This is a genomic window from Saccharopolyspora hirsuta, assembly GCF_008630535.1.
Classification (GTDB): Bacteria; Actinomycetota; Actinomycetes; order Mycobacteriales; family Pseudonocardiaceae; genus Saccharopolyspora; species Saccharopolyspora hirsuta.
The window spans coordinates 127,368-153,497 of sequence record NZ_VWPH01000002.1 but is presented as its reverse complement, the minus strand read 5'-3'; the positions used below and the strand labels follow the sequence as shown (position 1 = coordinate 153,497).

Below are 26,130 nucleotides of genomic sequence, written 5' to 3'. Positions count from 1 at the left end.
ACGCTGCGTCAGCAGCCTCCGGATGTGGCTTTGCGATGACCGGGCCGGCAGCGACCGGGTGTGCTCCGCGGGCGGGCCGACTAACAGCGCGTTGGAATCCACAGCTACTCCATCGGTCCTGGCGTTAGCACCTGCCCGTCGGGTGGTTGCTGCGGCGTCTGGGAGCCAGGTCTCTCGGCCGCTCGGGATGGATTTCCCGAATAGTAGAACCCACTGGCGGATTCCAGCGCAAGTTGATAGTCGTCACTTTCCGGAATCGTTCGCCAAATCACACACCCGGACGAGCGGGAATTTTCCCGTCGCGCCAGGTGTTACCGGTGACTCCCAGTAGCGACTCGATTCCAGATGGCAAGCGCCCGGACGGGTGGTTCAGCGGCTGCCCGCGACCTCGGCGATGCGCGCGAAGTCGGCGATCTGCAGCTGCTCCCCGCGCGCCGTCGGGTCGACCCCCGCGGCCCGCAGCAGCTCCTCCGCCCGCGCGGCGGACCCGGCCCAGCCGGACAGCGCGCCGCGCAACGTCTTCCGCCGCTGCGCGAAAGCCGCGTCCACCACGCGGAAGACGTCCTCGCGCGCGGCGTTCGACGGCGGGTCGACGCGCCGGAACGACACCAGCCCGGAGTCCACATTGGGCACCGGCCAGAACACCTTGCGCGGCACCGGTCCCGCGCGCCGCACGTCGGCGAACCACGCGGCCTTCACGCTGGGCACGCCGTAGACCCGGCTGCCGGGCTGCGCGGACATCCGGTCGGCGACCTCGGCCTGCACCATGACCAGCCCGTGCTCCAGGCTCGGCAGCTCGGCCAGCAGGTGCAGCACGACCGGCACGGCGACGTTGTAGGGCAGGTTGGCGACCAGCGCGGTGGGCGGCGCGGGGAAGTCGGCGGCGCGGACGCGCAGCGCATCGGCTTCGATCACGGTGAGCCGCTCGGCCAGCGCCGGGGCGAACTCGGCGGCGGTGCGCGGCAACCGGGCGGCCAGCACCGGGTCGATCTCCACGGCGGTCACCGCGCCCGCGGCGGGCAGCAGGGCGAGCGTCAGCGAGCCGAGCCCGGGGCCGACCTCCAGGACGACGTCGTCGGCGGTGACCGACGCCGAGGACACGATGCGCCGCACCGTGTTCGGGTCGTGCACGAAGTTCTGCCCGAGCTTCTTCGTCGGCCGGATGTCCAGCTCCTCGGCCAGCCGACGCACGTCGGCCGGGCCGAGCAGCGCCGCCTGCTGGTCGTCCACAACCAAAACGTACCCGCAGCCCACCCAACACCCGGGACCAGGTGCATCGACGCAAGCCGAGCTCGCGAACCGGGCATCGTCAGGCAAGCAGCGACGCTGCTTTCGGCGGTGAACAGGGACCGCGACGGGCGACCGGCACCGATCGACGAGGGTCGCATGCGCCGCCAGGCGCATAACCCACCCCCGCAACCGGCACCGCCGCGGGTTCTCAGCGTTCGCCTGGCGAGGACGGCCCTGACGCCGTGTATCGGGTCATACACAAGTCAGGGCACCCACAACCAGGCGGGCGCTGAGGTTCCGCTACCGGCACCGCCACGCAAGGACGTGCGCTTCGTCAGCTGAGGCCGAGCTTGGAGGAGCAGCCTGGCCAGGCGCCGTAGCCGCCGCCTCGGGCCGCGCGGACCTTCTCCGCGACCGCGATCTGCTGTTCGCGGCTGGCCTGGTGGGGGTACGGGGCGTACTGGTCGCCGCCGTAGGCGTCCCAGGTGGACTTGTTGAACTGCAGGCCGCCGTAGTAGCCGTTGCCGCTGTTGATGGCCCAGTTGCCGCCGGACTCGCACTGCGCCAGCTTGTCCCAGACCCCGCTGGTCGGCGGCTGCTTGCCACCGACGCGCACGACCTTCTCCTGCGCTTCCTTGGTGACCTTCTCGCCGACCGTCTCCCGGTTGATCTCCTCGCCGTTGCGGGTGGTCACGCGGGTGGTCACGATCTTCTCGCCGGGCACGCCGGGGAACTCGACCCGCTCCTCGCCCTTGAACATCGTGTTGTCGACGATCTCGCGCACCGGCGGCTCGATCGGCATGGTCACGTTGACCACCGTGCTGCCGGTGCGGACGATGCGCACCTCGGCGCCGGTGACCAGCCGCTGGTCGCCGCCCGGGGTGATGGTGTCCTCGGCGCCGAGCTGGAGGTTCTGCTCCTTGAGCAGCTCATCGATGTTGGCGGCGGTGGTGGTCAGCTGCCGCGGCGCACCCGCGCCGTCGATGAGGGTGATGTCCTTGCTGGTCTTGATGACCAGCTCCATGCCTTCGCTCGGCACGGCCATGTTGCGGTCGGCGGAGAGCCAGGCGCCGTCGGTGGGCACGCCGAGCTGCTGCAGCGCCTGCCCGACGGTGACCGAGCGGACCCACTCCTCGCGGACCTCGCCGTCCACGTTGAGCTTGAGCAGGCGGCCGCGGTCGAGCGTGATGGTGTCGCCGTGGCCGACCTTGGCCTGCGGGGACGGGCTCAGCGCGTCGTGCTGGCCGATCGCGATGCCCTCGTCCTCGAGGACCTCGGCGACGGTGCTCTCGTAGGTGTTGATGGTGCGCTCGTGGCCGTCGATCTCGACGGTCACCGACTTGTCCATCGCGGCGGCCGCGCCGCCGGTGCCGGTGAGGGTGAGCAGCACGCCGGCCACCGCGCCCTTGAGGAAGCGCCGCTTCCAGACGGTGATCGCCTCGACCGCCTCCGGCGACGGGGCGTCGCCCGCCTCGGCCTCCGGCAGCGCGTCCGGGATGACCAGCGGCGGCAGGACGGTGGTCTCGGCGTTGATCAGCCGGATGACCTCGTCGACGTCGATCTCGGCGGTCGCGAGCATGTCCTCGGCGTCCGGGCCGAGGGCCTCGTAGATGTCCGCCGGGGTGATGTCCAGGGCGCCCGGCGGGAAGCTGGGGTGGTCATCGGCCGGGTAGCGCTCGTACTCGGGTCGGTCCAGCAGACCGACCGCGGTGTGCTGCTCAGCGGCCTGCACCGGGGTGAACCAGTCCGTCGCAGAGTCGAAGGAATCGGCCCAGTAGCCCTCGGCCTGATGGCCGGGATAGCTGGGCTCGCCGCGTCCGTTCACAGGGTCGTTACCTCCCGAAGGCGGAAGTCGCGCTGATGCGGGACGGGCGTTGCGTCGGGCGAGACCATGTCGTCGCTCAACTCCCTCGCTCCCAGCAGGCGCACAACCTTCGTGCTTCGTGTCTGTATCCGACTCCCGCAAGCCAACTGCCGTCCTAGCCGACCGGGGCGCCCTTGCCCGCGGCCCGCTTCCCCGACGTACACCGGCGAGACTAACGGGCGTTCCCCATGACTGGTTGTCATCGGTTACGAGGCCGAGACTCTAGCGTGATCAACCGGTGCAGCCAAGCACCCGGTTCTCGCATGTGATCTGCGTTACGCCGGTTTGCCAGGCAACCAACCACGATCAGTAAGCAAGATCGCCCGAATTTGCCCCGTTCGGAGGTACCGAACCCGGTGCGTTAACTGATTTCCCGCGGACCTGGGTGATGTAACACACGAGGCCGTCAACGCAGCGGATCGGCCGTTTTCCGGCCGGACGACGCGAGCCCGGCCCGAGCGCGCTGCGTGCTCGGGCCAGGCTCCCCTCCCCTCACCGTGGGAACTGCGTCCCAGGGCGAGCCGTTCACGTCATCTCGGCAGTCCCAGCTTCCGCGCGCACGCGGGCCAGGCCCCGTAGCCGCCCCGCTCCGCGCGCAGCACCTCGGCGATGGCGATCTGCTGCTCGCGCGTGGCCCGGTGCGGGTACCGGTGGAACCGCTCGCCGCCGTGCGCCGCCCAGGTCGAACGGCTGAACTGCAGGCCGCCGTAGTAGCCGTTGCCGGTGTTGATCGCCCAGTTCCCGCCGGACTCGCACTGCGCCAGCCGGTCCCAGACACCGGCGGCCTCCGCGGTGCCCGGCGACACCGCCGCCGCCGACGCCGCGCCCGAGAGCACGATGGCCGCCGCAGCGGTCGCCTTCGCGAAAATACCGAACTTCATCGCAATCCTGACTGCTGTGCCTCCGGGCAGGAGGGCCTCCGCCAGACAGCGGCGGAGTTCGGGGGATGCCCTCCACCCCGGCTTCCAAAGTGGACGGTAAGGACGGCGCAGCGGACTGCAAGCGGGCGTGCGCGGACGCCCAATATCAAAATGCGGCGAGTGAAGGAACGCGGCCCGGGGTTACACCTGATCGAGGGCGAAGAGCCGCTCGGCGGTGGCGGTTGTCGCTACCACGAGTTCTTCCAGGGTCATGCCACGGAGTTCGGCAAGATCCCGGAGGGTGTAATTAACGCAGTAGGGCTCGTTCGGCTGGCCCCGGAACGGGTGCGGGGTGAGGAACGGCGCGTCGGTCTCCACCACCATCTGCTCCAGCGGCACCAGCTGCGCCGCCTCGCGCAGCCCCCTGGCGTTGGCGTTGCGGAAGGTCGCCGTCCCGGCGAACGAGAGCACGTACCCGGCGTCCACGCAGGCCCGCGCGAACTCGGCGTCGCCGGAGAAGCAGTGGAACACCACCTTCTCCGGGGCGCCCTCCTCGGCGAGGATGCGCAGGATGTCCTGGTGCGCGTCGCGGTCGTGGATCATCAGCGGCTTGCCGCTGCGCTTGGCCAGGTCGATGTGCCAGCGGAACGCCTCCTGCTGCGGTTCCGGCGGCGAGTAGTCCCAGTAGTAGTCGAGGCCGGTCTCGCCGACCGCGACCACCCGCGGGTGCTCGACCAGCTTCTCCAGCGTGCCGCGGTCGGCGTCGTCGAAGTCCTTGGTGCGGGTGGGGTGCAGCGCGACCGCGGCGAACACCCGGTCGTCCCAGGTGGCCGCCTCGACCGCCCACTGCGCCGAGGAGATGTCGTCGGCGACGGTCACCACCCGGCCGATCCCGGCGGACTCCGCGCGGTCCACGACGGCCCGCACCTCGTCGGGGGTCTTCGCCCCGCAGGCGTCCAGGTGGGTGTGCGCGTCCACCGCAGGCGCCGGCAGCGCCTCCGGCACCGGCGGCAGCTCCCGCTTCCGGTCCCGCTTGCTCATCGCACCTCTCCAACGCGGGTGAGGGGCACCCGCGGTCGACGGATGCCCCTCAGCTCGCAGTGCTCAGCTCTCGATCGGGGCCCACTCGGGGCCGGTCTCGGCCAGCTTCGGGTCCAGCTTGGCGAACAGCGGCGTCGGCTTGCTCAGCGGCCGACCGACCTCGATGTCGGTGGAGCGCCACGCCGCCTGCTCGGCCGCGTACTCGCCCATCAGCACCGGGTACTCGACGCTCGCGTCGTCCAGGTCCGGCACCTCGCGGATCTCCGGCTGCGCCGACCAGACCCCGGTGCCGCCCAGCAGCTCGTGCACCTTCTGCGCCGAGTGCGGCAGGAACGGGGTGAGCAGCGTGTTGGCGTCCGAGACCACCTGCAGCGCGGTGTGCAGGACGGCGTCGCGCCGGTCCGGGTCCTCCCTGAGCTTCCACGGCTCCTGGTCGGACAGGTACTTGTTCGCCGCCGACACCACGCGCATCGCCTCCTGCGCGGCGGCCTTGAAACGGGACCGCTCCAGGTGCCCGCCGACGGTCTCGAAGGCGTTGCGGGACAACGCCTTCAGCTCCTCGTCCGCGGCCTGCGGCGCGGTCGGGGCGGGCACCGCGCCGTTGTTCTTCGCGGCCATCGAGATCGAGCGGTTGACCAGGTTGCCCCACTCGTTGGCCAGCTCGAAGTTGGTGCGGCGGACGAACTCGTCCCAGGTGAAGTCGGTGTCCTGGTTCTCCGGACCGGCCACCGAGATGAAGTACCGCAGGGTGTCCGGGCCGAACTCGCGCAGGAAGTCCCGCACGTAGATCACCGTGCCGCGGGAGGTGGAGAACTTCGACCCGCTCATGGTGAGGAACTCGCTGGAGACGATCTCGTCCGGCAGGTTCAGCTCGCCGAACGGGCCGACCGAGCCGCCCTTGTCGCCCTGGCCGTTGTGGCCCATCAGCAGGGTCGGCCAGATCTGGGCGTGGAAGGTGATGTTGTCCTTGCCCATGAAGTAGTAGGCCTTGGCCGACGGGTCGGTCCACCACTGCTTCCAGGCGTCCGCGTCGCCGGTCCGGCGGGCCCACTCGACGCTGGCCGACAGGTAGCCGATCACCGCGTCGAACCACACGTAGAACCGCTTCATCGGCTGGTCGCGCCAGCCGTCCAGCGGGATCGGCACGCCCCAGTCCAGGTCGCGGCTGATCGCGCGCGGCCGCATGTCCTCGACCAGGTTCTGCGCGAACTTGAGCACGTTCGGGCGCCAGCCGGTGCGGGTGGACAGCCACTTGCCCAGCGACTCGGTGAACGCGGGCAGGTCCAGGAACAGGTGCTCGGTCTCCACGAACTCCGGCGTCTCGCCGTTGATCCGGGACACCGGGTTGATCAGGTCGGCCGGGTCGAGCTGGTTGCCGCAGTTGTCGCACTGGTCACCGCGGGCACCGTCGTAACCGCAGATCGGGCAGGTGCCCTCGATGTAGCGGTCCGGCAGCGTGCGGCCGGTGGACGGGCTGATCGCGCCGGTGGTGGTCTTGGGCACCACGTAGCCGTTGCGGTGCAGCGCGAGGAAGATCTGCTGGACGACCTCGTAGTGGTTGCCGGTGGTGGTGCGGGTGAACAGGTCGTAGGACAGGCCGAGGCCCTGCAAGTCCTCGGCGATGACCCGGTTGTACTTGTCGGCGAGCTGCCGGGTGGTCAGGCCTTCCTTCTCCGCCTGCACCGAGATGGGGGTGCCGTGCTCGTCCGTGCCGGACACCATGAGCACCTGGTTGCCCGCCATTCGCTGGTAGCGCGAGAAGACGTCCGAGGGCACACCGAAGCCGGAGACGTGGCCGATGTGCCGCGGACCGTTGGCGTAGGGCCAAGCCACAGCGGTCAACACAGAGGCACTCATGCCGACCAGACTACGGTTCGAAGCCACGTGACCTCGAACGGGTTCCTGGTTCCCGGGGCCGGCTGGCGGAGGTCCGCAATTTCAATGGAAATCGACTATCCGAGTTCCATTGAAATTGCGTAACCACCGAAGCGGGGACAGCGGTTCAGCAGCGGACGGGTTGGGCGTGGGCCGGGTCGAGGGCGTTGAGGACCAGGCGGGCGACGTTGGGGTTGAAGGCCACCGCGACGTGCTCGGAGAAGTCGTTCGGGCAGACGTCCTGCAGGACGATGTTGGTCGCGCCGTCCAGGTGGCCGCTGGTGTACGGGGTGACCAGCTGGTCGTACTTGGTCATGATCGTCGTGTACTCGATGCCGGGCACCGCGGCGCCGTCGGCGTTGAGCTTCTTCATGAAGTCGGAGTCCTTGAAGAACTGGCGGCACGAGCCGCACAGCTCGTCCGGGATCTCGCCGACCACCGGGATCTCCTCGGCGAGCCGGTCGAGCAGCTCCGAGGTGCTGTGCAGCGTGGTGCCGTCGTAGAGCGGTGTGATCGCCACGTAGCGCTGCACCTTGTCGGCGCCGCCGAGGAACTTCAGGTAGTACTGCGGCATCACGGTGCCCTCGGAGTGGCCGACCAGGTCGACCTGCTCCGCGCCGGTCGCGGCCAGCACCTCGTCGACGAACTCGGCCAGCTCGGGCGCGCTCTCCTCCATCGGCGAGAAACCACCGGTGATCGGCGGCACCAGCGGCGGCTGGCCGTAGGTCAGCGCGTACACGCAGTAGCCCTCGCTGACCAGCTTCGGGCCCATGTAGGCCCAGTTCGTGGGGGCGGAACCGCCGAGGCCGTGCACCAGGACCACGGGCGTGGGGTGCTCCTCGCTCGGCTGGCAGCTCCAGTCGTTGACCCCGGGGGGTGCGGGTTCGACGTTCGCCGGTTCGGCGGTCGCCGGGGTCGCCGCCGCGGTGACCGCGAGCAGCGCCGCCAATCCGGCCAGGGCACCTCTGATCCGCATGTTCCGACCTCACCTCGTCGTGGGGTTTTGCGAAGCACAACGGGCTCGGAACGCGAAGGTGACGCGCCCCGGCGATCAGTTCACCCGGACGCGCGGCGGTCAGGCGAGGTCGGCGCGGAAGAGGTCGACGTTGTACGGGCCCCACCGGGTCAGGGTGAAGTGGATCGCCGGGCGGTCCGCCGACCACGGGTGCTGGAAGCCGCCGTAGAGCCCCGGGTAGCGGGTGCCCGGCACCAGGACCTCACCGCCGGTCCACGGACCGGTCAGCTCCGGGGCGGTGCGCAGCACGATCGCCGCGCGGTGCTCGTCCAGGTGCACCGCGAACCACCGGCCGAAGTGGTGGTTGAACTGCACCGACAGCTCCGCCACCGGGGCGCTGAGCACCGGCTCCGCGGCGCGCTCGTCGCGGCTCCACCCGGTGCCCGTCCAGTACTCGTACGCCGCAGGTTCCAGCAGGTCGTCGGCGCCGACGCGGGCCAGGTGCCCGGCGCCGAACCGGCCGCTCGGGGTGCCCAGCAGGTGCACCCGGCCGTCCAGCACCCCGGCGAAGGCGATCATCTGGAACGGGTGCCCGCCCGGGTCGCGCCGCCGGAACCGGCTCCACCAGCGCTGCCCGCGGTTCGGCCACACCGCGGTCGCCGACTTGGTCCAGGTGCGGCCGCCGTCGTCGGAGTGCGCCAGGGCCCCGTAGTTGGTGTGCCACACGCCGGGCATCCCCCAGCGGCGCACCGACATGTAGTGCAGGTAGTTGCGGTCGCCGATGGCGATGCCCGAGGTCGGGATGACGGTGTGCTCGCGCACGCCGGTCCGGTCGGCGGGCAGGAACTGGCCCGCGGAACCGTCCTCGCGCGGCAGCACCCAGTCGAACTCCAGCCCGGCGTCGAGGTCGGTGCTGGTGGACCGGGCGATGACGTTGAACCGCCAGTCGGCGTGCTTCGGACCGGCGCCGTGCCCGCCCCACCCCTCGCCGTAGGTGTCGCCGAACGCGACCAGGACACCGCCGCGGCCGTCGTCCCACATGATCCCCAGATCCGTCGCGGTGATCCCGAACCGGCTGGCGGTGCGGTTGCAGGAGTCCTCGCCGGTGATCCGGGTGAGCCTCGTCGCACCCAACACGCGCACCATGCCGACACCGTACGCGGAAATGATGTTCCCGCAGGCCAGCAAGGCTGTCGGCGGTGGTCGGGCGGGATGTTCCGCAGGTCATACTGGCGCCGTGCCGGTATTCACCCAGTCGATTGACGGGGCGGCGAGCGCCGAGCAGGTGCTGCGCCGCTTGGCGGTCCGCGCGCGCCGCCGCGGGCTGCCGCCGCCCGCCGCGCTGACCGGCGACTGGTTCGGCGGCTCCGCGGTGCTCGCGCCGTCGGTGCGGGTCGACGCCACACCGCCCGAGCGCGCCTTCACGACGGTGGACACCGCGACGGGGCACGGCGAGCCTGGCCCGGTCGGCGGCGGCTGGATCGGCTACCTCGGCTACGGCCTCACCGACCCCGGTCAGCACCCGCGACCTCGGCGGTTGCCCACCGCCGCGTGGGGTTGGGCCGACCACGTGCTGCGGCGCGACGCGAGCGGGCAGTGGTGGTTCGAGGCGCTGGGCGAGGTGTCGTCCGAGCTGATCGCTGAGCTCGCCGACGTGGTCTCGGCGGAGGATCCGCCGCCTGCGGAGTGGACGGCCGGGCCGGTCCGGCGGCCGGATGCCGACGAGCACGCCAAGGCGGTGCGGGGCTGCGTCGAGGAGATCGGCGCGGGCGAGATCTTCCAGGCCAACATCTGCAGCCGGTTCGAGGTGCCGTTCCGGGGCGACCCGCTGGAGGTGTTCGCCGCGGGCAGCGCGCGGTTCCGGCCCGCTCGGGCCGCGTACGTGGCCGGGTCGTGGGGCGCGGTGGCGTCGTTGTCCCCGGAGCTGTTCCTGACCCGGCGCGGGCGCGTGGTGCACTCCAGCCCGATCAAGGGCACGCTGCCGCGCCGGGGACCGCAGGACGACGGCAACGCGGACCTGCTGCGCTCGTCCGCGAAGGACGTCGCGGAGAACGTGATGATCGTGGACATGGCGCGCAACGACCTGGGCCGGGTGGCCGAGGTCGGACGGGTCACCGTGCCGCGGCTGCTGGACGTGCAACCGCACCCGGGCGTGTGGCACCTGGTCTCGGACGTGCGGGCGGAGGTGCCCGCGGAGCTGCCGAACTCGGCGCTGCTGGCCGCGGCGTTCCCGCCCGCGTCGGTGACCGGCGCGCCGAAGGTGCGCGCGCTGGAGGTCATCGCCGAGCTGGAGTCGCAGCCGCGCGACGTCTACTGCGGCGCGGTCGGCATGGTCTCGCCGGTCGCGGGCCTGGAGCTCAACGTGGCCATCCGGACCCTGGAGCACGCCGACGGCGTGTTCCACCTGGGCGTCGGCGGCGGCATCACCGCGGACTCGGACCCGGACCGGGAATGGCTGGAGGTCCTGGCCAAAGCCGCCCCGGCCCTCAGCCTCCTCGCCCCCGAACCCTAGGGTCCCGCCGCGATTTCAATGGAAATCGGAGGTGCGATTTCCATTGAAATTGTTCATCCCCGTCCGTGGACCGCAGCTGCGAAGGGCGAACGGCACCGACCGGCATGGCGAACGGCACCGACCGGCATGTCGCATGCGCCGCAGGCGCATAGCCCACCCTCGCAACCGGCACCGCCGCTGGTTCACGGTGCCCACCCCTCTGGGGTTCCTTCCGGCGAGGACGGCCCTGACGCCGTGTACCGGGTCATACATCAGTCAGGGCACCCGGAGTCCAGGCGGGCGCTGAGGTTCCGCCACTTGCACCGCCACGCAGAACGAGGCTGGAAAACCCTCGTTGAAATCTCGGATCAGCGGCGGGCTTCGAGGACGGCGTCGTAGAGCTCCTTCTTGCGGACGCCCGCGAGCTCCGCGACCTCGGCCACCGCGTCCTTCAGGCGGACGCCCTCGGCCGCGCGCTGCTCCACCTGCTCCACCAGGTCCGCCGGGTCGGCCGCCTCCGGCTCGGCTCCGCCGAGCACCACGGTGATCTCGCCGCGCACGCCTTCGGCGGCCCAGGCCGCCAGCTCCGCGAGGCTGCCGCGGCGGATCTCCTCGTAGGTCTTGGTCAGCTCGCGGCAGACCGCCGCTCGCCGCTGCCCGCCGAGCACGTCGACCGCGTCGGCCAGCGCGTCGGCGAGGCGGTGCGGCGCTTCGAAGAACACGCAGGTGCGCTCCTCCGCCGCCAACCGGCCGAACCAGCGGCGCCGCTCCCCCTGCTTGCGCGGCGGGAAGCCGTCGAAGCAGAAGCGGTCGGAGGGCAGCCCGGACAGCGCCAGCGCGGTGGTGACCGCGGACGGACCCGGCAAGCAGGTCACCGGCAGCTGCTCGGCGATGCAGGCCGTCACCAGCCGGTACCCGGGGTCGGACACGCTGGGCATGCCCGCGTCGGTGACCAGCAGCACGGTGCGGCCCTCGCGCAGCGCGTCGAGCAGCATCGGGGCGCGCGCCGACTCGACGCCCTCGTAGTAGCTGACCACCTTGCCGGTCGGCACCACGTCGAGCGCGCTGGCCAGCGCCCGCACCCGGCGGGTGTCCTCGGCGGCGACGACGTCGGCCGAGCCGAGCGCCTCGATCAGCCGCGCGGAGGCGTCGCGGACGTCGCCGAGCGGGGTGGCGGCGAGCAGGAGCGTGCCGGAGTCCATGACGGCCAAGCCTAATGACGGCCGCGCCCCCGGTCCGGGCCGCCTGTCGCGCAGTTTCAGCTGAAACTGCGAGTTCCCCGCCCGGCCGATCACAGTTTCAATTGAAACTGCAGATCCCCGCGGGTGGTGATCCGCACCGTCGGCGGACCGGGAACGCCGCCGGTCTCCTACGATCGGGGGTCGTGAGCGTCCTCGTCCCCAATCCCGGTGGCCGCAGCGCCGACGACCTCGTCCACGTCGGCCGCACACCACCGGCGCGGCAACCGGGCGAGAGCGATCCGCTCCCCCTGCTGGACGTGACGATGCCGACCGACCGCCTCCGCGGCTGGCTGGTCACCCTCGCGGTCGCGCTGATCGCCGGGGTCGTGCGGCTGTGGGACCTCGGCCGCGCGACCAACGAGGGCACGCCGGTCTTCGACGAGAAGCACTACGTGCCGCAGGCGTGGCAGATGCTGCGCAACGGCGGCTACGAGGACAACCCCGGCTACGAGCTCGTCGCGCACCCGCCGGTGGGCAAGCAGCTGATCGCGATCGGCGAGTGGCTGCTGGGCTACAACCCGTGGGGCTGGCGGATCGCGGCCGCGCTGTCCGGCACGCTGATGGTGCTGCTGATCGTGCGCATCGCCCGGCGGATGACCCGGTCCACGCTGCTCGGCGCGCTCGCCGGGATCCTGCTGATCTGCGACGGCGTCAGCCACGTGCAGTCCCGCGTCGGGATGCTCGACATCTTCCAGGCGATGTTCCTGCTGGCCGCGTTCGCCTGCCTGCTGGTGGACCGGGACCAGGTGCGCAGCCGGATGTGGCAGGTCTGCGTCGAGGGCAGGCTGGGCGACAGCCGCTGGGGGCCGCGGCTGGGGTTCCGCTGGTGGCGGTTCGGGGCCGGGCTGATGCTCGGGCTGGCCTGCGGCGTCAAGTGGAACGGCATCTACTACATCATGGCGTTCGGCCTGCTCAGCGTGATCTGGGACGCGCTGGCCCGCCGGGCGGCCGGGGTGCCGCGCCCGTGGCGGGCCGCGCTGCTGCGCGACACCGCGCCCGCGCTGTGGTCGCTGGTGGCCATCCCGCTGCTGGTGTACTTCGGGACCTGGGCGCTCTGGTTCGCCAGCGAGACCGCCACCGACCGGCACGCCGTGCTCCTCCACGACGACGTGGGCTTCGGGGTCCTGCCGGACCCGCTGCGGTCGCTGCTCTTCTACCAGCTCAACGTGCTGGACTTCCACACCCACCTGGTGACGCCGAAGGAGCCGCACCCGTGGGAGTCGAAGCCGTGGGCGTGGCCGATGGGCATGCGCCCGATGCTCTACTACTACGAGTCCGGGCTGCCGGGCTGCGGTCGGGCCAGCTGCATCGAGGCGACGATGCTGATCGGCACCCCGGCGATGTGGTGGCTGGCGCTGCCGGTCGCGGGCTGGGCGGTCTGGCGGGCGACGAGCCGGATGGACTGGCGCTACGCCGCGGTGCTGGTCGGCTACGGCGCGGGCTACCTGCCGTGGTTCCTCAACCTGGACCGGCAGATGTACTACTTCTACGCGACGCCGCTGGCGCCGTTCCTGGTGCTGGGGATCGTGCTGGTGCTGGGCGAGGTGCTGGGGGCCAGCCGGGACCACTTCGAGCGCCGCCGCACCGGGCTGCTGGCGGTGGCGCTGTACGTGGGTCTGGTGGTGGCCAACTTCATCTGGCTGTGGCCGATCCTCAACGGCGAGCCGATCACCCCGGAGCGCTGGCAGGCCGAGCTCTGGCTGCCCTCCTGGCGCTGAGCGGCCGGTTCTCGCTGGCGGCCTCGTTTCCGCAGGTGGGGCCCGTGAGTACTTCGTGTAGTGATAGCCCCGCAAAGTACTCACGGGAGCGGAGGCGGAGCTCCTGCCACTGCCGTCAGGCGCGCGGTTCCCAGCGGAACCAGGTGCGCGCGAGGACGGTCAGGACGACGGTCCAGGCCAGCAGGGCGCCGGTGGCGGGGAGGGCCGCGAGGAGGGACTCGCCGGTCATCGCCACGCGGACCAGGTCCATCACCCCGCCGCTGGGCACCAGGTAGGTCAGCGGCGTGATCTCGCCGCTCATCGACACCCACACCGCGCCGCCGATCAGCACCAGGAACCACGGCATGGTGGTGATCTGCGCCTGCTCCGAGCTCGCGGTCCAGGCGCTGGTGGCCGCGCCCGCGGCCATCGACATCGCGGCGCCGAGCAGCACCGCCAGCACCAGCGGCACCGGGTTGACCGGCGCCGGTGCGCCGACGGCCAGCGCGATGCCGACCACCACGACCGTCTGGACCAGCCCGAGCAGGACCACCGGCAGCAGCAGCCCGCTCAGGATCGCCGCGTCCGAGACCTCGCCGCTGCGCAGGCGCTTGAGGTACCGGTCCTCGCGGCGGCTGGCCAGCGTCGCGGTCGTGGTGAAGTAGAGGGTGAACCCCTGCACGGCCAGCAGCTGCATGCCCAGGACCACCGACCAGGCGGCCGGTCCGGCTCCGGCGGGGATGTTGTTGGCCAGCACGAACCCGAGCAGCAGCGGCACCAGCGTCGCGCTGATCAGCACTGCCTTGTTCCGCGAGAGCAGCTTCCACTCGGTTCGCCCCAGGGCGAGAACAGCCGAACTCATGCGACCAGTGCCTCCTCCCGGACGCCCTGGAAGACGTCCTCCAGCGATGCGTGGTGCGCGCGCAGACCGCTCAGCTCCACGCGGCCGTCCGCCCACGACAGCAGCGCGTGCAGGTCCCGCTGCAGGTCGGGGGTCCGGATCTCGACGTGCGTGCCGGTCACCTCAGCGGTCCCGGCCAGCGGCGGGAGCGCCACGTCGCGTCCGGCGTCGAAGCTGATCCGCGCGCGGTGCGCGGCCAGCACGTCGACCAGCCGCCCGGACACCGCGATCCGCCCCTCGTGCATGATCGCCAGCCGGTGCGCGAGCCGTTCCGCCTCCTCCAGGTAGTGCGTGGTCAGCAGGACGGTGGTGCCGCGCGCGAGCAGCCCGCGCACCAGGTCCCAGGTGGCGCGGCGGGATTCCGGGTCCATCCCGGTGGTCGGTTCGTCGAGGAACAGCAGGTCCGGTTCGCCGAGCAGCGCCAGCGCCAGGTCGAGGCGGCGGCGCTCGCCGCCGGAGAGCTGCCGGACGCGCACCTCGCGCCGCCCGGCCAGCCCGACCGCCGCCAGCGATTCGTCCACATCGGACGGGCGCGCGGTCAGCGCGCGGCCCAGCTCCGCGGTCTCGCGCACCGTCAGGTCCCCGGCGAAGCCGCCCTCCTGCAGCATGATGCCGATCCGGCGGCGGATCGAGCGGTCCTGCAGCGGGTCCCGCCCGAATACCCGCACCACCCCGCCGCTCGGCTCCCGGTGGCCCTCGATGGTCTCCAGCGTGGTCGTCTTGCCCGCGCCGTTGGTGCCGAGCAGGGCGAACAGCTCACCGGCCTGCACCTCGAGGTCGATCCCGCGGACCGCTTCGAACTCGCCGTACCGGCAGCGCAGGCCCTGCACGCCGATCACTGGTGTCGTCATGGATCCCAGCCTCGCCGGGGCGAGCGCGGGCCGGTAGCGCGTTCCGTCAGCGGTGCGGCGGCGTTCTGTCAGGGATATCGATGACAGTTGTCATGCGGTGCGCGGATCCGAGGTCCGGTGCCCGATGCTGGACCGGTGAGCGTTGCCGAGTTCGATCCCCGCCGCATCAGGCGCCTGCGCACCTACACGTGGTGGTCGCTCGTGCCGCTGCAACCGTTCTACGCGTTGTTCCCGCTGCTGAACCTGGTGACCGGCGTCCGGTCGGGTTTCTACGGCACCGTCGAGGTCGTGGTGCTGGCGCTGGTCCTGCTGGCCACCGTGCTCGACGGCCTCCAGCTGTCCACCAGCCTGATGGAGGGGCTGGGGCGCGGCAGGCACCGGCCGCTGCGGAACGGGGCGGTCTTCGCGATCGCTCTCGGTGCGATGGCCTACGCGCTGACGCAGAACCCCACCGGGGTGCTGTGGTCGATGCCCGTCGGCGGCCTCGCCGGGATCCACGTCCCGGCCGCGCCGTACCGGCTGCGCTGGCCGCTGACGATCGGCACGGCGCTGCTGACCGGCGCGGTCGCCACCTTCGCCAGCTCGCCGACCAACCCGCTGCCCGGTCTGGCCGTCGGCCTGTACGCGACGTTCATCGTCTCGATGTCCATCTTCGTGATCGTCATCGCGGTGTGGTTCTGGGACATCGTGCTCGGCCTGGACCGGGCGCGGGCGGTCAGCGCCGATCTGGCGGTGGCCAACGAACGCCTCCGGTTCGCCGCCGACCTGCACGACGTCCAGGGGCACCACCTGCAGGTGATCGCGTTGAAGGGGGAGCTGGCCGAGCGGCTGATCGGCCGCGACGACGAGGCGGCCCGCGCGCTGGCCGCCGAGATCGCCGAACTCGCCCGCACGGCGCTGAAGGACACCCGCGACGTGGTGCACGGGTACCGCCACACCAAGCTCACCACCGAGCTGGAGAACGCCCGGGAGATCCTGGAAGCCGCCGGAGTGCGGACCACTGTGGACGGTGATGCGGCGACCGTGCCACCTCCGCTGCAGCCGCTCTTCGGTGCGCTGGTGCGCGAGGGCACGACGAACATCCTGCGGCACTCGCGCGCGGAGAACTGCTCGCTGAGCATCGCCGTCGAAGGTCCGCGCACCAGCCTCGTGCTGCGCAACGACCGGGCGAACCCACCGAACGGCGAGGCGGGTTCGGGCATCGAGGGGCTGCGCCAGCGGTTCAGCGCCGTGGGCGGTCACGTCGAAGGACGTCTGGTGGACGATTGGTTCGAGCTGCGCGGAGCCGCCACCGAGCTGGGGAGGACATCGTGATCCGAGTGGTGCTGGCCGACGACGAGGACCTGATCCGCGGCGCCCTCGCGGCGCTGCTGGACCTGGAGCCGGACCTGTCGGTCGTCGCCCAGTGCAGCAACGGCGCCGAGGCGGTCCGCGCGGTCCGCGAGCACGCGCCGGACATCGCGGTGTTCGACCTGGAGATGCCCGAGGTCGACGGGGTGCAGGCCGCCCGGGAGGTCGGCGCGGAGGTGCCGGTCGTGCTGGTCACCCGGCACGCGCGCCCGGGTGTCCTGAAGCGCGCGCTGGAGGCGGGGATCCGCGGTTTCGTCCCGAAGACCACGCCCGCGTCCCGCCTGGCGGCGATCCTGCGCGACGTGCACGACGGCGGCCGCTACATCGACCCGGAGATCGCGGCCAGCGCGCTGACCAGCGGCGCCTGCCCGCTCACCGACCGGGAGCTGGAGCTGCTCGCGCACACCCTGCAGGGCGGCACGATCGCCACCATCGCGACGGCGGTCCACCTGGCCCCGGGCACGGTGCGCAACTACCTGTCCTCGGCGATGACGAAGCTGGGCGTGGCGACCCGCCACGAAGCGGCCCGCCGCGCCTGGCAGGAGGGCTGGATCTGACCTCCCGGCGGAGCCGCAATTTCCATTGAAATCGAAGATCCGATTTCCATTGAAATTGTTCATCCTGCCCGTGGACCGCAGCTGCGAAGGGCAAACTGCACCGGCCGTCAGGTGTCGCATGCGCCGCAGGCGCATAGCCCACCCTCGCAGCTTGCACCGCCGCGGGTTCACGGTGCCCACCCCTCGGGGGTTCCTTCCGGCGAGGACGGCCCTGACGCCGTGTATTGGCATACATCAGTCAGGGCACCCGGAGTCCAGGCGGGCGCTGAGGTTCCGCCACCCGCACCGCCCCCCAGAACGAGGCTGGAAAACCTCAACGAAATCGCGGCACGGGGTCGGGTCAGGTGAGGTCGGCGAGGGTCTTGCGGAGGGCCGCGACCGCGTCGACCAGCTCCTCCGGGCGGGCCGAGAGCGGCGGGCGGGCGCGCAGGGAGTCCGGACCCGACGGGAGGAAGAGGGTGCGGTAGCTGTCCCGGGCGACCGCCAGGGCCCGGTCCCGGTCGGCCGGGTCGTGGAAGCTGATCGCGCACATCAGGCCGCGGCCGCGCGGGGCCTTCACCAGCGACGGGAACTCCACCGCCAGGTCGCGCAGCTCGCCGAGCAGCAGCTCGCCCATCTGGCGGCTGTGCTCGAACAGGCCCTCGGCCTCGACGACCTCCAGGATCCTGGTCGCGCGCACCATGTCGACCAGCGAGCCGCCCCAGGTGGAGCTGATCCGGCTGGCCTCGCGGAACGCGTTGTCGGCGATCTCCAGCACCCGCCGACCGCCCATCACGCCGCACACCTGCAGGCGCTTGCCGAACGCCACCAGGTCCGGCTCCAGGCCGAGCGCCTGGTGCGCCCACGCCTGCCCGGTCAGCATGCCGGTCTGCACCTCGTCGGCGACGGTGAGCACGTCGTGCTCGCGGCACAGCTCCTGCACGGCCTGCAGGAACCGGGGCCGCAGGTGGCGGTCGCCGCCCTCGCCCTGGATCGGCTCGTACACGAAGCAGGCGATCTCCCGGCCGTAGCGGCGCAGCGCGGCGCGCGCGACGTCGAGCGCGGCCACCTCCTCCGGCAGCAGGTCCGGGCTGTCCCACCGCTCGCCCGGATCGACCGCCGGGCTGGGGATGCGCGGCCAGTCGAACATCGGGTAGTCGCGGATCTTCGCCGGGTCGGTGTTGGTCAGCGACATCGTGTAGCCGCTGCGCCCGTGGAAGGCCTTCTCCAGGTGCAGCACGCGGGAGCCCCGGGCGGCGATGCCGTTGCGGGCGTTGAGCTTGGTCTTCCAGTCGAAGGCGACCTTCAGCGCGTTCTCCACCGCGAGGGTGCCGCCGTCGATGAAGAACAGCAGCGGCAGCTCGTCGATGCCGACCACGCGCCGGAACGTCTCGGCGAAGCGGGCCTGCTCGACGGTGGCGAAGTCCGGGTTCGACGGCTTCACCCGACCGGCGCGCACCAGCGCGGCCTCGAACTCGGCGGTGCGCAGGCCGGGGTGGCCGTGCCCGAGCGGCGCCGAGCTGAAGAACATCGTCAGGTCCAGGTACTCGGTGCCGTCGCGGACGTCGCGCAGCCGGCAGCCGTCGCCCGCGTCGAGGTCCACGACGATGTCCATCAGGTCGCCGGTGACCTGCGCCTTCAGCGCCGCCACGACGTCGGTCGCGGCCTCCCTCGGAGCGGGTACGTCGGTCGGTGCCACATCGCGAACGGTCTCGTGCTGAGCGGTCATCTTCGGCCTCCCGGACCCGTGTCACGCATCACTTGTCAAGAAGAATTACATCAGAGACTCGTGAACAAGCAACATCCTTCCGACAAGACTGCGCAAAGGCGAAAGATTTTCTTTCGCTGGAGATCGCGCAGAACCCGGCCGGAAAAGGGGTCCGAACACACCTGAGCCCCCAGGCCGGAACGCGCTGGGGGCTGCGACGGTGGTGGTGCGGTCAGTCGGCGAGGAGGTGCTCGCGGCCGAACATGGTGGCCGCGGCCCGCGCGCTGGGGGTGCCCGCGTCCAGGTCGGCCCCGGCTTCGCGGAGGACCTCCACCACTTCTTCCTCGCCCTTGAACAGGGCTCCCGCGATGGGCGACTGGTCGCGGTCGTTGCGCAGGTCCGGGCTCGCGCCGCGGTCCAGCAGCGCGCGGACCGTCGCGGCGTGGCCGTGGTAGGCCGCCAGCATGAGCAGGCTGTTGCCCGCCGGGTCGGTCACGTCGACCGGGAGGCCGTGGTCGACGAACTCCGCGAGCTCGTCGGTGCGGCCCTCGCGGGCCAGGTCCATGGCGATCGCCACGACGCGCTCGGTCTGCTCCGGGGTCAGTCCATCGCTCATGGTGGTTCTTCCTGATCTCGTTCGGAAACGGGGACGGGGCGGCGGTCGCGCGACCGCCGCCCCGCTACGAGGTCGTCAACCTCGGGTCAGCCTCAGAGGTTGCCCGCGGCCAGCGCCTCGATCGCCTTGCGGACGCCCTCGCCGTAGGCCGGGTCCGCCTTGGTGCAGTTGGCGATGTGCCGCTCGATGGTCGCCTGCGAAGCGCCGTTGATGGCGCGCGCGGTGTTCTCGAACAGCGCCTGCTGCTGCTCCGCCGACATGCTGCGGAACAGGTTGCCCGGCTGCTCGTAGTAGTTGTCGTCGTCCTCGCGGTAGTTGAACCGGTCGGCGACGGCACCCACGGCCAGGGCCGGGTCGCGGTAGGCGGGCTGCTCCTGCCAGCGGCCGTACGAGTTCGGCTCGATGCCCGGGGTCGCACCCTGGTTGCCGTCGACGCGCATCGCACCGTCGCGGTGGAAGGAGTTCACCGGGCACTTCGGCGAGTTGACCGGGATCTGGTGGTGGTTCACGCCCAGGCGGTAGCGCTGCGCGTCACCGTAGGAGAACAGCCGGCCCTGCAGCATGCGGTCGGGCGAGAAGCTGATGCCCGGGACCACGTTCGCCGGGTTGAAGGCGGCCTGCTCGACGTCGGCGTGGTAGTTGGCCGGGTTGCGGTTAAGCTCCCACTCGCCGACCTCGATCAGCGGGTAGTCCTTCTTGGACCAGACCTTGGTCAGGTCGAAGGGGTGGAAGCGGTAGGTCTCCGCGTCCGCCTCCGGCATGATCTGCACGTACAGCTTCCACTTCGGGAAGTCGCCGCGCTCGATCGCCTCGAACAGGTCGCGCTGGTGCGACTCGCGGTCCTTGCCGATCAGGGCCTCGGCCTCGGCGTCGGTCAGGTTCTTGATGCCCTGCTGGGTGCGGTGGTGGAACTTGACCCAGAACCGCTCGCCCTCGGCGTTGATGAAGCTGTAGGTGTGCGAGCCGAAGCCGTGCATGTGGCGGTAGGACGCCGGGATGCCGCGGTCCGACATCACGATGGTGACCTGGTGCAGCGCCTCGGGGAGGTTGGTCCAGAAGTCCCAGTTGTTCTCCGGGTTGCGCATGTTGGTGTACGGGTCGCGCTTCACCGCGTGGTTGAGGTCCGGGAACTTCAGCGGGTCGCGGAAGAAGAACACCGGGGTGTTGTTGCCGACGAGGTCCCAGTTGCCCTCCTCGGTGTAGAACTTCACCGCGAAGCCGCGGATGTCGCGCTCGGCGTCGGCCGCGCCGCGCTCACCGGCGACGGTGGAGAACCGCACGAACAGGTCGGTCTTCTTGCCGACCTCGGAGAAGATCTTCGCGCTGGTGTACCGGGTGATGTCGTTGGTCACCGTGAAGGTGCCGAACGCACCGGAACCCTTGGCGTGCATCCGGCGCTCCGGGATGACCTCGCGGTCGAAGTGCGCCAGCTTCTCCAGGAACCAGACGTCCTGCAGCAGCATCGGGCCGCGCGGCCCGGCGGTCAGGGAGTTCTGGTTGTCCGGGACCGGGGCACCGGCCACCGTGGTCAACGGTTTCTGGTTGTTCTCGGGCAAAACTCGCTCCTCGGTGGGATCTTCAGTCAATCGCTCGTCCGGCGCCGCGGCAGTCGGGGCACACGCCCCAGAAGGTCACCTCGGCCTCGTCGAGCAGGTATCCGCGCGGGTCCTCGGCGTGGAGGCACGGGGCCTCCCCCACCGCGCAACTGACGTCGGCGATGGCACCGCAGTCGCGGCACACCAGGTGGTGGTGGTTGTCGCCCACGCGGGTCTCGAACCGGGCGGGCGAGCCGGCCGGTTCGATGCGACGGACCAGGCCCGCCTCGGTGAGCGCGCGCAGGACGTCGTAGACCGCCTGGGTGGACACCGACCCCAGATCGCGGCGGACGGCCGTCGCGATGGTGTCGGCGTCGGAATGGGGGTTCTCCGAAACCATCGCGAGCACGGCGACCCGAGGACGGGTCACGCGCAACGACGCCCCCCTGAGCAGGGCGGCGGCATCGATGGACGGCATGGGCACATAGCTATCAGCTTTTCTGGAATGAGTCAAATAAAGACCGCCGCCCGCGCGCCCCTCCCGACCGGACATCGGAACCGGGAAACCACAGGTCAGAGCCCTGGACGAGCAGCCAGAGCCGGCAACACCCGCCACTCCGGACACCGGAACAACCCCGACCGGGTGATCCCGCTCATCCCCCTCGATCAGCCGGTCCCGGACTCGCCCCTGCCGCGCAGCAGCAGCGAGATCAGCACCGACAGCGCCAGGAACCCGCCGACGACGACGAACACCGTGCTCAGCGAGGACGCCATCGCGGCCAGGACCGGTTGGGCCAGCCGGTCGTCGACCTGGGCGAGGAACGAGGTGTCGTCGAGGTCGACGGTCCCGCGCTCCCGCAGCTGCTCGACCACCGCGGCGTTGGCCGGATCGGCCATCGCCACCGGGTCGGCGAGCACCGCCCGGACCTGCGGGCCCGCGGCGTCGAACTGCTCCCCCACCCGGTCCCCGGCGATGCCGAACAGCACCGAGACGAACACCGCGGTACCGGCGACACCGCCGATCTGCCGGGAGAAGTTGTACAGACCGCTGGCCAGCCCGATGTCGGTCTTCGGCACGCTGCCCTGGATGGCGATGAGGATCACCTGGAAGAACACGCCCATGCCGGTGCCGAGCGCGGTGACCAGCAGCACGGTGATCCACAGCGGAGTGCCGAGCCCGACCTGGCCCAGCAGCGCGAACACCGCCGTCATCAGCACCATGCCGCCCGCCAGCACCGGCCGGTGGCCGAAGCGCTTCACCAGCGGGCTGGAGATCCGCGCGCCGAAGGTGGTGGCCAGCGACTGCGGCAGCAGCAGGAGCCCGGCCGCGGTGGGCGACATGCCCTTGACGATCTGCAGGTAGAGCGGCAACAGCGCCAGCCCCGCGAAAACTCCGATCCCGCCCAGGAAGTTCACCGCGTTGACCATCGAGAACGACGGGTTGCGGAAGAGCCTGCCGGGCAGCAGGGCGCTGTCCCCGACCCGCCGCTCCACCAGGACGAACAGCACCAGCCCGATCCCGCCGAGAGCGAACAGCGCGATCGACTGCGGCGAGCTCCAGCCCCACTCGCGGCCGCTCTCGGCGACGACCAGCAGCGGGAACACGCACAGCACCAGGGCGGCCGCGCCGCCGAAGTCGACGCGGTGCGGGATGCGCTTGGCCGGGACGTTCAGCAGCAGCGCGACCAGCGCGCAGGCCACCAGGCCGATCGGCACGTTGATCAGGAAGATCCAGCGCCAGCCCGCCACGCCCAGCAACTCGGCGGTACCGGCGAAGAACCCGCCCAGCACCGGCCCGGCCACGCTGGCGACCGCGAACACCGCGCCGAGGTTGGCCTGGTACCGCGACCGCTCCTCCTCCGGCGCGATGTCGGCGATCACCGCGAGCGCCAGCGAGGTGAGGCCGCCCGCGCCGAGCCCCTGCACCGCGCGGGCGGCGGCGAGCTGGTACATCGACTGCGCGAGCCCGCACAGCAGCGATCCGACGACGAACAGCAGGATCGCGGCCAGGTACAGCGGCCTGCGCCCGCGGATGTCCGAGAGCTTCCCGTACAACGGCGCGGAAGCGGTCATCGTCACCAGGTAGGCGGTGGTCACCCACGCCTGCAGGGTCAGCCCGTGCAGCTGGTCGGCGACCGTCCGCAGCGCCGACGCCATGATCATCGTGTCCAGCGCGCCCAGGAACATGCCCAGCCCGAGCGCGATCAGGATCGCGATCAGCGCGCCGCGGGCCGGCGGCCGGGATCCCGCCTCGGACGTGACCTCCGCTGCCCCGGTCACAGCCCGTCACCCGCCGCGCAGCGCGTGGCCACCTGGAACTCGGTCGACATCATCCGCAAACACCCCCGGGAAGCAGGAAGAACCGGCGGCCAAGCCTGCAACCTCGAGTGCTCTTGAGGTCAATCCCGCCGACGTGGAAGCGCTCCAGCACGCTCGTGCGTCGGCGAAGCAGCTGCTCGAACCCCCGCTCCTCGACGGCGCGGGCTGGCTCAGCGCTGGACCGGGTCGCCTCCAGCAGCCAGGAAGGCCTCGAGCTCGGCGGGGGTCGGGGCGACCTCCCAGTCGCCGGGGGCCGTGCACATCACGGCACCGCAGGCGTTCGCCCGGGCGAGCTTCTCCTCGGCGCTCCAGCCCTGCACGTCGCCGCTGAGGTATCCGGCCACGAACGCATCCCCCGCGCCCACCGTGTCGACGACGTCGACGCGATGGCCAGCCGCGTGGACCGCAGCACCCCCGACGTACGCCGAAGCACCGTCGGCGCCCCGCTTGACGACGATCTCGCGCGCGCCCGCGGGGTCGAGGGCGCGGGCCAGCTCGTCGATCGCCGCAGGAGCCTCCGCCACGCCGCCGGGGACCACGTACGCCAGTTCTTCAGGGGACCCGAACACCAGGTCCGCCTCCGCGACGAGCTCGCCCAGCACCTTCGAGGCGACGTCCGCCGGAGCGAGCGTCGACCGGTAGTTCACGTCGACGCTCACGCGCACCCCGGCGGCCCGCGCCCGCCTCGCGACGGAAAGGCACGCCTCGCGCGCGGAGTCCGAAAGCAGCGGCGTGATGCCGGTGAGGTGCACCAATCCGACGCTCTCGACCAGACCACCGGGCACGTCCGCGGCCGCCAGCCGCGAACCGGCGGAACCCGCGCGGTAGTAGTGCACCCGCGACGTCCCCAGCCCGGTGATCTCCTTGAGCATGAGACCGGTCGGCGCCTCCGGGTCGACCTGCGCCCGCACGTCCACGCCCTCGCCGCGGATCTCGCGCACCACCCGCCTGCCCAGCGAGTCGTCCCCGACCCGGCCGATCCAGGTGACCGGAACCCCGAGCCTGCTCAGGCTGACGGCGACGTTCGTCTCCGCGCCGCCGATCCCCACGTGCGCTTCGGACACGTGGGCGAACGATCCGATGCGCCCGCCGGTGAGCAGGCCCATCGTCTCGCCCAGCGTCAGGACCTGGGAGGCCGTCATTCGGTTCCACTCCCCGCGCACACCTCGGCGAACCGCCGCGCCCGCTGCGCGAGCGCACCGAGATCCCCGCCCCTCATCGCATCTCCGAGCAGCGGACCGCCGACGCTCACCGCCGCCGCACCGGCCGCGAGCCACGCCCGCGCCGATTCGAGGTCCACCCCGCCGGACGGGATGGCGGACAGGTCCGGGAACGGACCGCGCAGGTCCTTCAGGTACCCCGGCCCCACCTGGCCCGCCGGGAACACCTTCACCGCGGCGACCCCGCGGTCCCAGGTGGAGAACAGCTCCGTGGGGGTGAGGCCGCCCGGGACGATCGCGATGCCCCGTTCGAGGGCCCGGTCGACGACGGCGAGGTCGGAGACCGGCGTGACGACGTAGTGCGCTCCGCCGTCGGCAGCGGCGTCCACGTCGCCGGGCCGCGTCACCGTGCCGATGCCGATGTCGGCCGTCTCCGCGTACCGCCCGACGATCCCGGGCAGCGCGGCGAGCGTCCCGGGAGTCGTGAGGGTGAGCTCGAAGCTCCGCACCCCCGCCTCGACCATCGTGTCGACGACCGGCACGTAGTCCTCGGCGCGCTCGCCGCGGATCACCACGACGAGCCGGGAGGCGGCGGTCCTCGGCGGCAGGGCCTGGCGCAGGCTCATGGCGTCCGTCCTCTCTCGACTCACCAGTCGTGCACGGTGCCGTCGAGCAGGCGGTTCACCGGGAGGTAGGCGGCGGTGTACGGGTGGCGCGCGGCGAGCTCCTCGTCGAGCTCCACGCCGAGTCCCGGGTTGTCGCCGGGGTGGAGGAAGCCGCGGTCGAACGTGTACGACGTGCGGAAGGTCTCCAGCGTCAGCTCGTTGTGCGGCATGTACTCCTGGATGCCGAAGTTGTGGATCGCCAGGTCGATGTGCAGCGCGGCCGCCATGCCGATCGGCGAGACGTCGGTCGGGCCGTGGATGCCGGAGCGGATCCCGTAGATGCCCGCGAAGTCGAGGAGCTTCTTCATCCCGGTGACACCGCCGGTGTGCGTGGGCGCCGACCGCACGTAGTCGATGAGCCGCTCGGTGATGAGCGTCCGGTAGTCGTGCACCGAGTTGAAGACCTCGCCGGTGGCCAGCGGGGTCGTGCTGTGCTGCCGGACGAGCCGGAACGCCTCCTGGTCCTCGCCGGGCGTCACGTCCTCGAGCCAGAACAGGTCGTAGGGTTCGAGCGACTTCGCCAGCCGGGCCGCTTCGATCGGCGACATGCGGTGGTGCGCGTCGTGGAGCAGCCGGAGCTCCGGCCCGAACTCCTCGCGCACCTTCTCGAAGATCGACGGGACGTGCCGCAGGTACGCGGGCGTGTCCCAGTCCTCCTCCTCGGGCCGCGTCGCGGCGCTGCCGTCGGCCGCCCGGTGCGCGGGCTCGTAGTCGTACCGCTCCCCCGGCTTCGCCGTGTCCGAGACGCCGTACACCCGGTTGAGGCCGGGAACGCCCGTCTGGATGCGCACCGCGGTGTAGCCCTCGTCCACGTACCCGCGGATGGCCCGGGCCAGCGTCTCGTAGTCGTTGCCGGAGGCGTGCGCGTACACCCGGAGCTTGTCCCGGCTCGCTCCGCCGAGCAGCTGGTACAGCGGAACGCCCGCCTTCTTCGCCTTGATGTCCCACAGCGCCATGTCCACGGCGGCGATCGCCGCCATCGTCACCGGCCCGCGACGCCAGTACGCGCCGCGGTACAGGTACTGCCAGGTGTCCTCGATGCGGTCCTCGTCCCGGCCGACGAGGGTGCTCGCGAGGTGGTCCCGCAGGTAGGACGCGACCGAGAGCTCCCGCCCGTTGAGCGTCGCGTCGCCCCACCCCACGATCCCGTCGGACGTGACGATCTTGAGGGTGACGAAGTTGCGTCCGGGACTCGTGACGATGACGTCGGCGGTCGAGATGCTCACGGTGCTCGA

Annotated in this window: 21 protein-coding genes, 1 pseudogene and 1 riboswitch; of the genes and pseudogenes, 4 read left to right on the top strand and 18 right to left on the bottom strand. The window is 71.3% G+C overall.

What is annotated here, in order from left to right:
- Nucleotides 1–106: 106 nt before the first annotated feature.
- Nucleotides 107–194, bottom strand: a riboswitch (SAM riboswitch).
- A 175-nt stretch (nt 195–369) separates the two neighbouring features.
- From rsmA to F1721_RS03760, 7 genes and pseudogenes are all read right to left on the bottom strand, one after another.
- Nucleotides 370–1,230 carry a 16S rRNA (adenine(1518)-N(6)/adenine(1519)-N(6))-dimethyltransferase RsmA gene (gene rsmA, locus F1721_RS03790; protein WP_246154181.1) on the bottom strand — a complete coding sequence of 287 codons (861 nt, stop codon included), beginning with the start codon at nt 1,228–1,230 and terminating at the stop codon, nt 370–372.
- A 334-nt stretch (nt 1,231–1,564) separates the two neighbouring features.
- On the bottom strand, nt 1,565–3,055 hold the full coding sequence (locus F1721_RS03785) for a resuscitation-promoting factor (protein ID WP_150065131.1): 1,491 nt from the start codon (nt 3,053–3,055) through the stop codon (nt 1,565–1,567).
- A gap of 569 nt (nt 3,056–3,624) precedes the next feature.
- Nucleotides 3,625–3,876: pseudogene (locus F1721_RS03780) on the bottom strand (transglycosylase family protein); the annotation flags it as partial.
- Between the two features lie 279 nt (nt 3,877–4,155).
- Nucleotides 4,156–4,995, bottom strand: coding sequence for a TatD family hydrolase (locus F1721_RS03775; RefSeq protein ID WP_150065129.1), 840 nt, complete (start codon nt 4,993–4,995; stop codon nt 4,156–4,158).
- Nucleotides 4,996–5,058: 63 nt separating this feature from the next.
- On the bottom strand, nt 5,059–6,852 hold the full coding sequence (metG, locus tag F1721_RS03770) for a methionine--tRNA ligase (protein WP_150065128.1): 1,794 nt from the start codon (nt 6,850–6,852) through the stop codon (nt 5,059–5,061).
- A gap of 145 nt (nt 6,853–6,997) precedes the next feature.
- Nucleotides 6,998–7,846: a lipase family alpha/beta hydrolase gene (locus F1721_RS03765; RefSeq protein WP_150065127.1), complete on the bottom strand. Its 849-nt coding sequence runs from the start codon at nt 7,844–7,846 to the stop codon at nt 6,998–7,000.
- A gap of 99 nt (nt 7,847–7,945) precedes the next feature.
- Entirely contained in the window at nt 7,946–8,971 is a 1,026-nt protein-coding gene (locus tag F1721_RS03760; RefSeq protein WP_150065126.1) for a glycoside hydrolase family 183 protein, read from the bottom strand.
- Between the two features lie 91 nt (nt 8,972–9,062).
- Here F1721_RS03760 and F1721_RS03755 point away from each other — a divergent pair, with 91 nt between their 5' ends.
- Nucleotides 9,063–10,337 carry an aminodeoxychorismate synthase component I gene (locus F1721_RS03755; protein WP_150065125.1) on the top strand — a complete coding sequence of 425 codons (1,275 nt, stop codon included), beginning with the start codon at nt 9,063–9,065 and terminating at the stop codon, nt 10,335–10,337.
- Between the two features lie 347 nt (nt 10,338–10,684).
- Here the strand turns inward: F1721_RS03755 and rsmI are convergent, their stop codons facing one another.
- Complete coding sequence (rsmI, locus tag F1721_RS03750) at nt 10,685–11,518, bottom strand: 16S rRNA (cytidine(1402)-2'-O)-methyltransferase (protein ID WP_150065124.1); 834 nt, start codon at nt 11,516–11,518, stop codon at nt 10,685–10,687.
- A 182-nt stretch (nt 11,519–11,700) separates the two neighbouring features.
- Here rsmI and F1721_RS03745 point away from each other — a divergent pair, with 182 nt between their 5' ends.
- Nucleotides 11,701–13,275, top strand: a complete 1,575-nt coding sequence (locus F1721_RS03745; RefSeq protein WP_150065123.1) for a dolichyl-phosphate-mannose--protein mannosyltransferase — start codon at nt 11,701–11,703, stop codon at nt 13,273–13,275.
- 115 nt (nt 13,276–13,390) lie between these two features.
- Here the strand turns inward: F1721_RS03745 and F1721_RS03740 are convergent, their stop codons facing one another.
- Together F1721_RS03740 and F1721_RS03735 are read right to left on the bottom strand one after the other, a co-directional pair.
- Nucleotides 13,391–14,116 carry an ABC transporter permease gene (locus F1721_RS03740; protein ID WP_150065122.1) on the bottom strand — a complete coding sequence of 242 codons (726 nt, stop codon included), beginning with the start codon at nt 14,114–14,116 and terminating at the stop codon, nt 13,391–13,393.
- A complete protein-coding gene (locus tag F1721_RS03735; RefSeq protein ID WP_150065121.1) occupies nt 14,113–15,006 on the bottom strand; it encodes an ABC transporter ATP-binding protein in 894 nt (297 codons plus the stop codon). Before F1721_RS03735 ends, F1721_RS03740 begins: the two co-directional genes overlap by 4 nt.
- Before the next feature lie 135 nt (nt 15,007–15,141).
- Here F1721_RS03735 and F1721_RS03730 point away from each other — a divergent pair, with 135 nt between their 5' ends.
- Together F1721_RS03730 and F1721_RS03725 are read left to right on the top strand one after the other, a co-directional pair.
- The gene (locus F1721_RS03730; RefSeq protein WP_150065120.1) at nt 15,142–16,320 is read left to right on the top strand and encodes a sensor histidine kinase; all 1,179 of its coding nucleotides are present in this window, start codon (nt 15,142–15,144) and stop codon (nt 16,318–16,320) included.
- A complete protein-coding gene (locus F1721_RS03725) occupies nt 16,317–16,913 on the top strand; it encodes a response regulator transcription factor (protein WP_150065119.1) in 597 nt (198 codons plus the stop codon). Before F1721_RS03730 ends, F1721_RS03725 begins: the two co-directional genes overlap by 4 nt.
- A 340-nt stretch (nt 16,914–17,253) precedes the next feature.
- Here F1721_RS03725 and lat read toward each other — a convergent pair whose 3' ends face one another.
- The 8 genes from lat to manD form a co-directional block, all read right to left on the bottom strand.
- Nucleotides 17,254–18,621 carry an L-lysine 6-transaminase gene (gene lat, locus F1721_RS03720; protein ID WP_150065118.1) on the bottom strand — a complete coding sequence of 456 codons (1,368 nt, stop codon included), beginning with the start codon at nt 18,619–18,621 and terminating at the stop codon, nt 17,254–17,256.
- Between the two features lie 211 nt (nt 18,622–18,832).
- Entirely contained in the window at nt 18,833–19,216 is a 384-nt protein-coding gene (locus tag F1721_RS03715; protein WP_150065117.1) for an ankyrin repeat domain-containing protein, read from the bottom strand.
- 92 nt (nt 19,217–19,308) lie between these two features.
- A complete protein-coding gene (locus F1721_RS03710; protein WP_150065116.1) occupies nt 19,309–20,772 on the bottom strand; it encodes a catalase in 1,464 nt (487 codons plus the stop codon).
- A gap of 22 nt (nt 20,773–20,794) precedes the next feature.
- A complete protein-coding gene (locus F1721_RS03705) occupies nt 20,795–21,229 on the bottom strand; it encodes a Fur family transcriptional regulator (protein WP_150065534.1) in 435 nt (144 codons plus the stop codon).
- 188 nt (nt 21,230–21,417) lie between these two features.
- Nucleotides 21,418–23,031: an MDR family MFS transporter gene (locus F1721_RS03700; protein ID WP_246154179.1), complete on the bottom strand. Its 1,614-nt coding sequence runs from the start codon at nt 23,029–23,031 to the stop codon at nt 21,418–21,420.
- Nucleotides 23,032–23,240: 209 nt separating this feature from the next.
- Nucleotides 23,241–24,212 (bottom strand): sugar kinase, encoded by a 972-nt coding sequence (locus F1721_RS03695; RefSeq protein WP_150065115.1) that lies wholly within the window; start codon nt 24,210–24,212, stop codon nt 23,241–23,243.
- Complete coding sequence (locus F1721_RS03690) at nt 24,209–24,856, bottom strand: bifunctional 4-hydroxy-2-oxoglutarate aldolase/2-dehydro-3-deoxy-phosphogluconate aldolase (protein WP_150065114.1); 648 nt, start codon at nt 24,854–24,856, stop codon at nt 24,209–24,211. The genes F1721_RS03695 and F1721_RS03690 overlap by 4 nt, the downstream gene beginning before the upstream one ends.
- A 20-nt stretch (nt 24,857–24,876) precedes the next feature.
- Entirely contained in the window at nt 24,877–26,121 is a 1,245-nt protein-coding gene (gene manD, locus F1721_RS03685; protein ID WP_150065113.1) for a D-mannonate dehydratase ManD, read from the bottom strand.
- Nucleotides 26,122–26,130: the final 9 nt, after the last annotated feature.

Coding starts and splice junctions, on each gene's coding strand:
- F1721_RS03775 (WP_150065129.1), bottom strand. CDS start 4,995: ATGAGCAAGCGGGACCGGAAGCGGGAGCTGCCGCCGGTGCCGGAGGCG.
- metG (WP_150065128.1), bottom strand. CDS start 6,852: ATGAGTGCCTCTGTGTTGACCGCTGTGGCTTGGCCCTACGCCAACGGT.
- F1721_RS03765 (WP_150065127.1), bottom strand. CDS start 7,846: ATGCGGATCAGAGGTGCCCTGGCCGGATTGGCGGCGCTGCTCGCGGTC.
- F1721_RS03760 (WP_150065126.1), bottom strand. CDS start 8,971: ATGGTGCGCGTGTTGGGTGCGACGAGGCTCACCCGGATCACCGGCGAG.
- rsmI (WP_150065124.1), bottom strand. CDS start 11,518: ATGGACTCCGGCACGCTCCTGCTCGCCGCCACCCCGCTCGGCGACGTC.
- F1721_RS03740 (WP_150065122.1), bottom strand. CDS start 14,116: ATGAGTTCGGCTGTTCTCGCCCTGGGGCGAACCGAGTGGAAGCTGCTC.
- F1721_RS03735 (WP_150065121.1), bottom strand. CDS start 15,006: ATGACGACACCAGTGATCGGCGTGCAGGGCCTGCGCTGCCGGTACGGC.
- lat (WP_150065118.1), bottom strand. CDS start 18,621: ATGACCGCTCAGCACGAGACCGTTCGCGATGTGGCACCGACCGACGTA.
- F1721_RS03715 (WP_150065117.1), bottom strand. CDS start 19,216: ATGAGCGATGGACTGACCCCGGAGCAGACCGAGCGCGTCGTGGCGATC.
- F1721_RS03705 (WP_150065534.1), bottom strand. CDS start 21,229: ATGCCGTCCATCGATGCCGCCGCCCTGCTCAGGGGGGCGTCGTTGCGC.
- F1721_RS03695 (WP_150065115.1), bottom strand. CDS start 24,212: ATGACGGCCTCCCAGGTCCTGACGCTGGGCGAGACGATGGGCCTGCTC.
- F1721_RS03690 (WP_150065114.1), bottom strand. CDS start 24,856: ATGAGCCTGCGCCAGGCCCTGCCGCCGAGGACCGCCGCCTCCCGGCTC.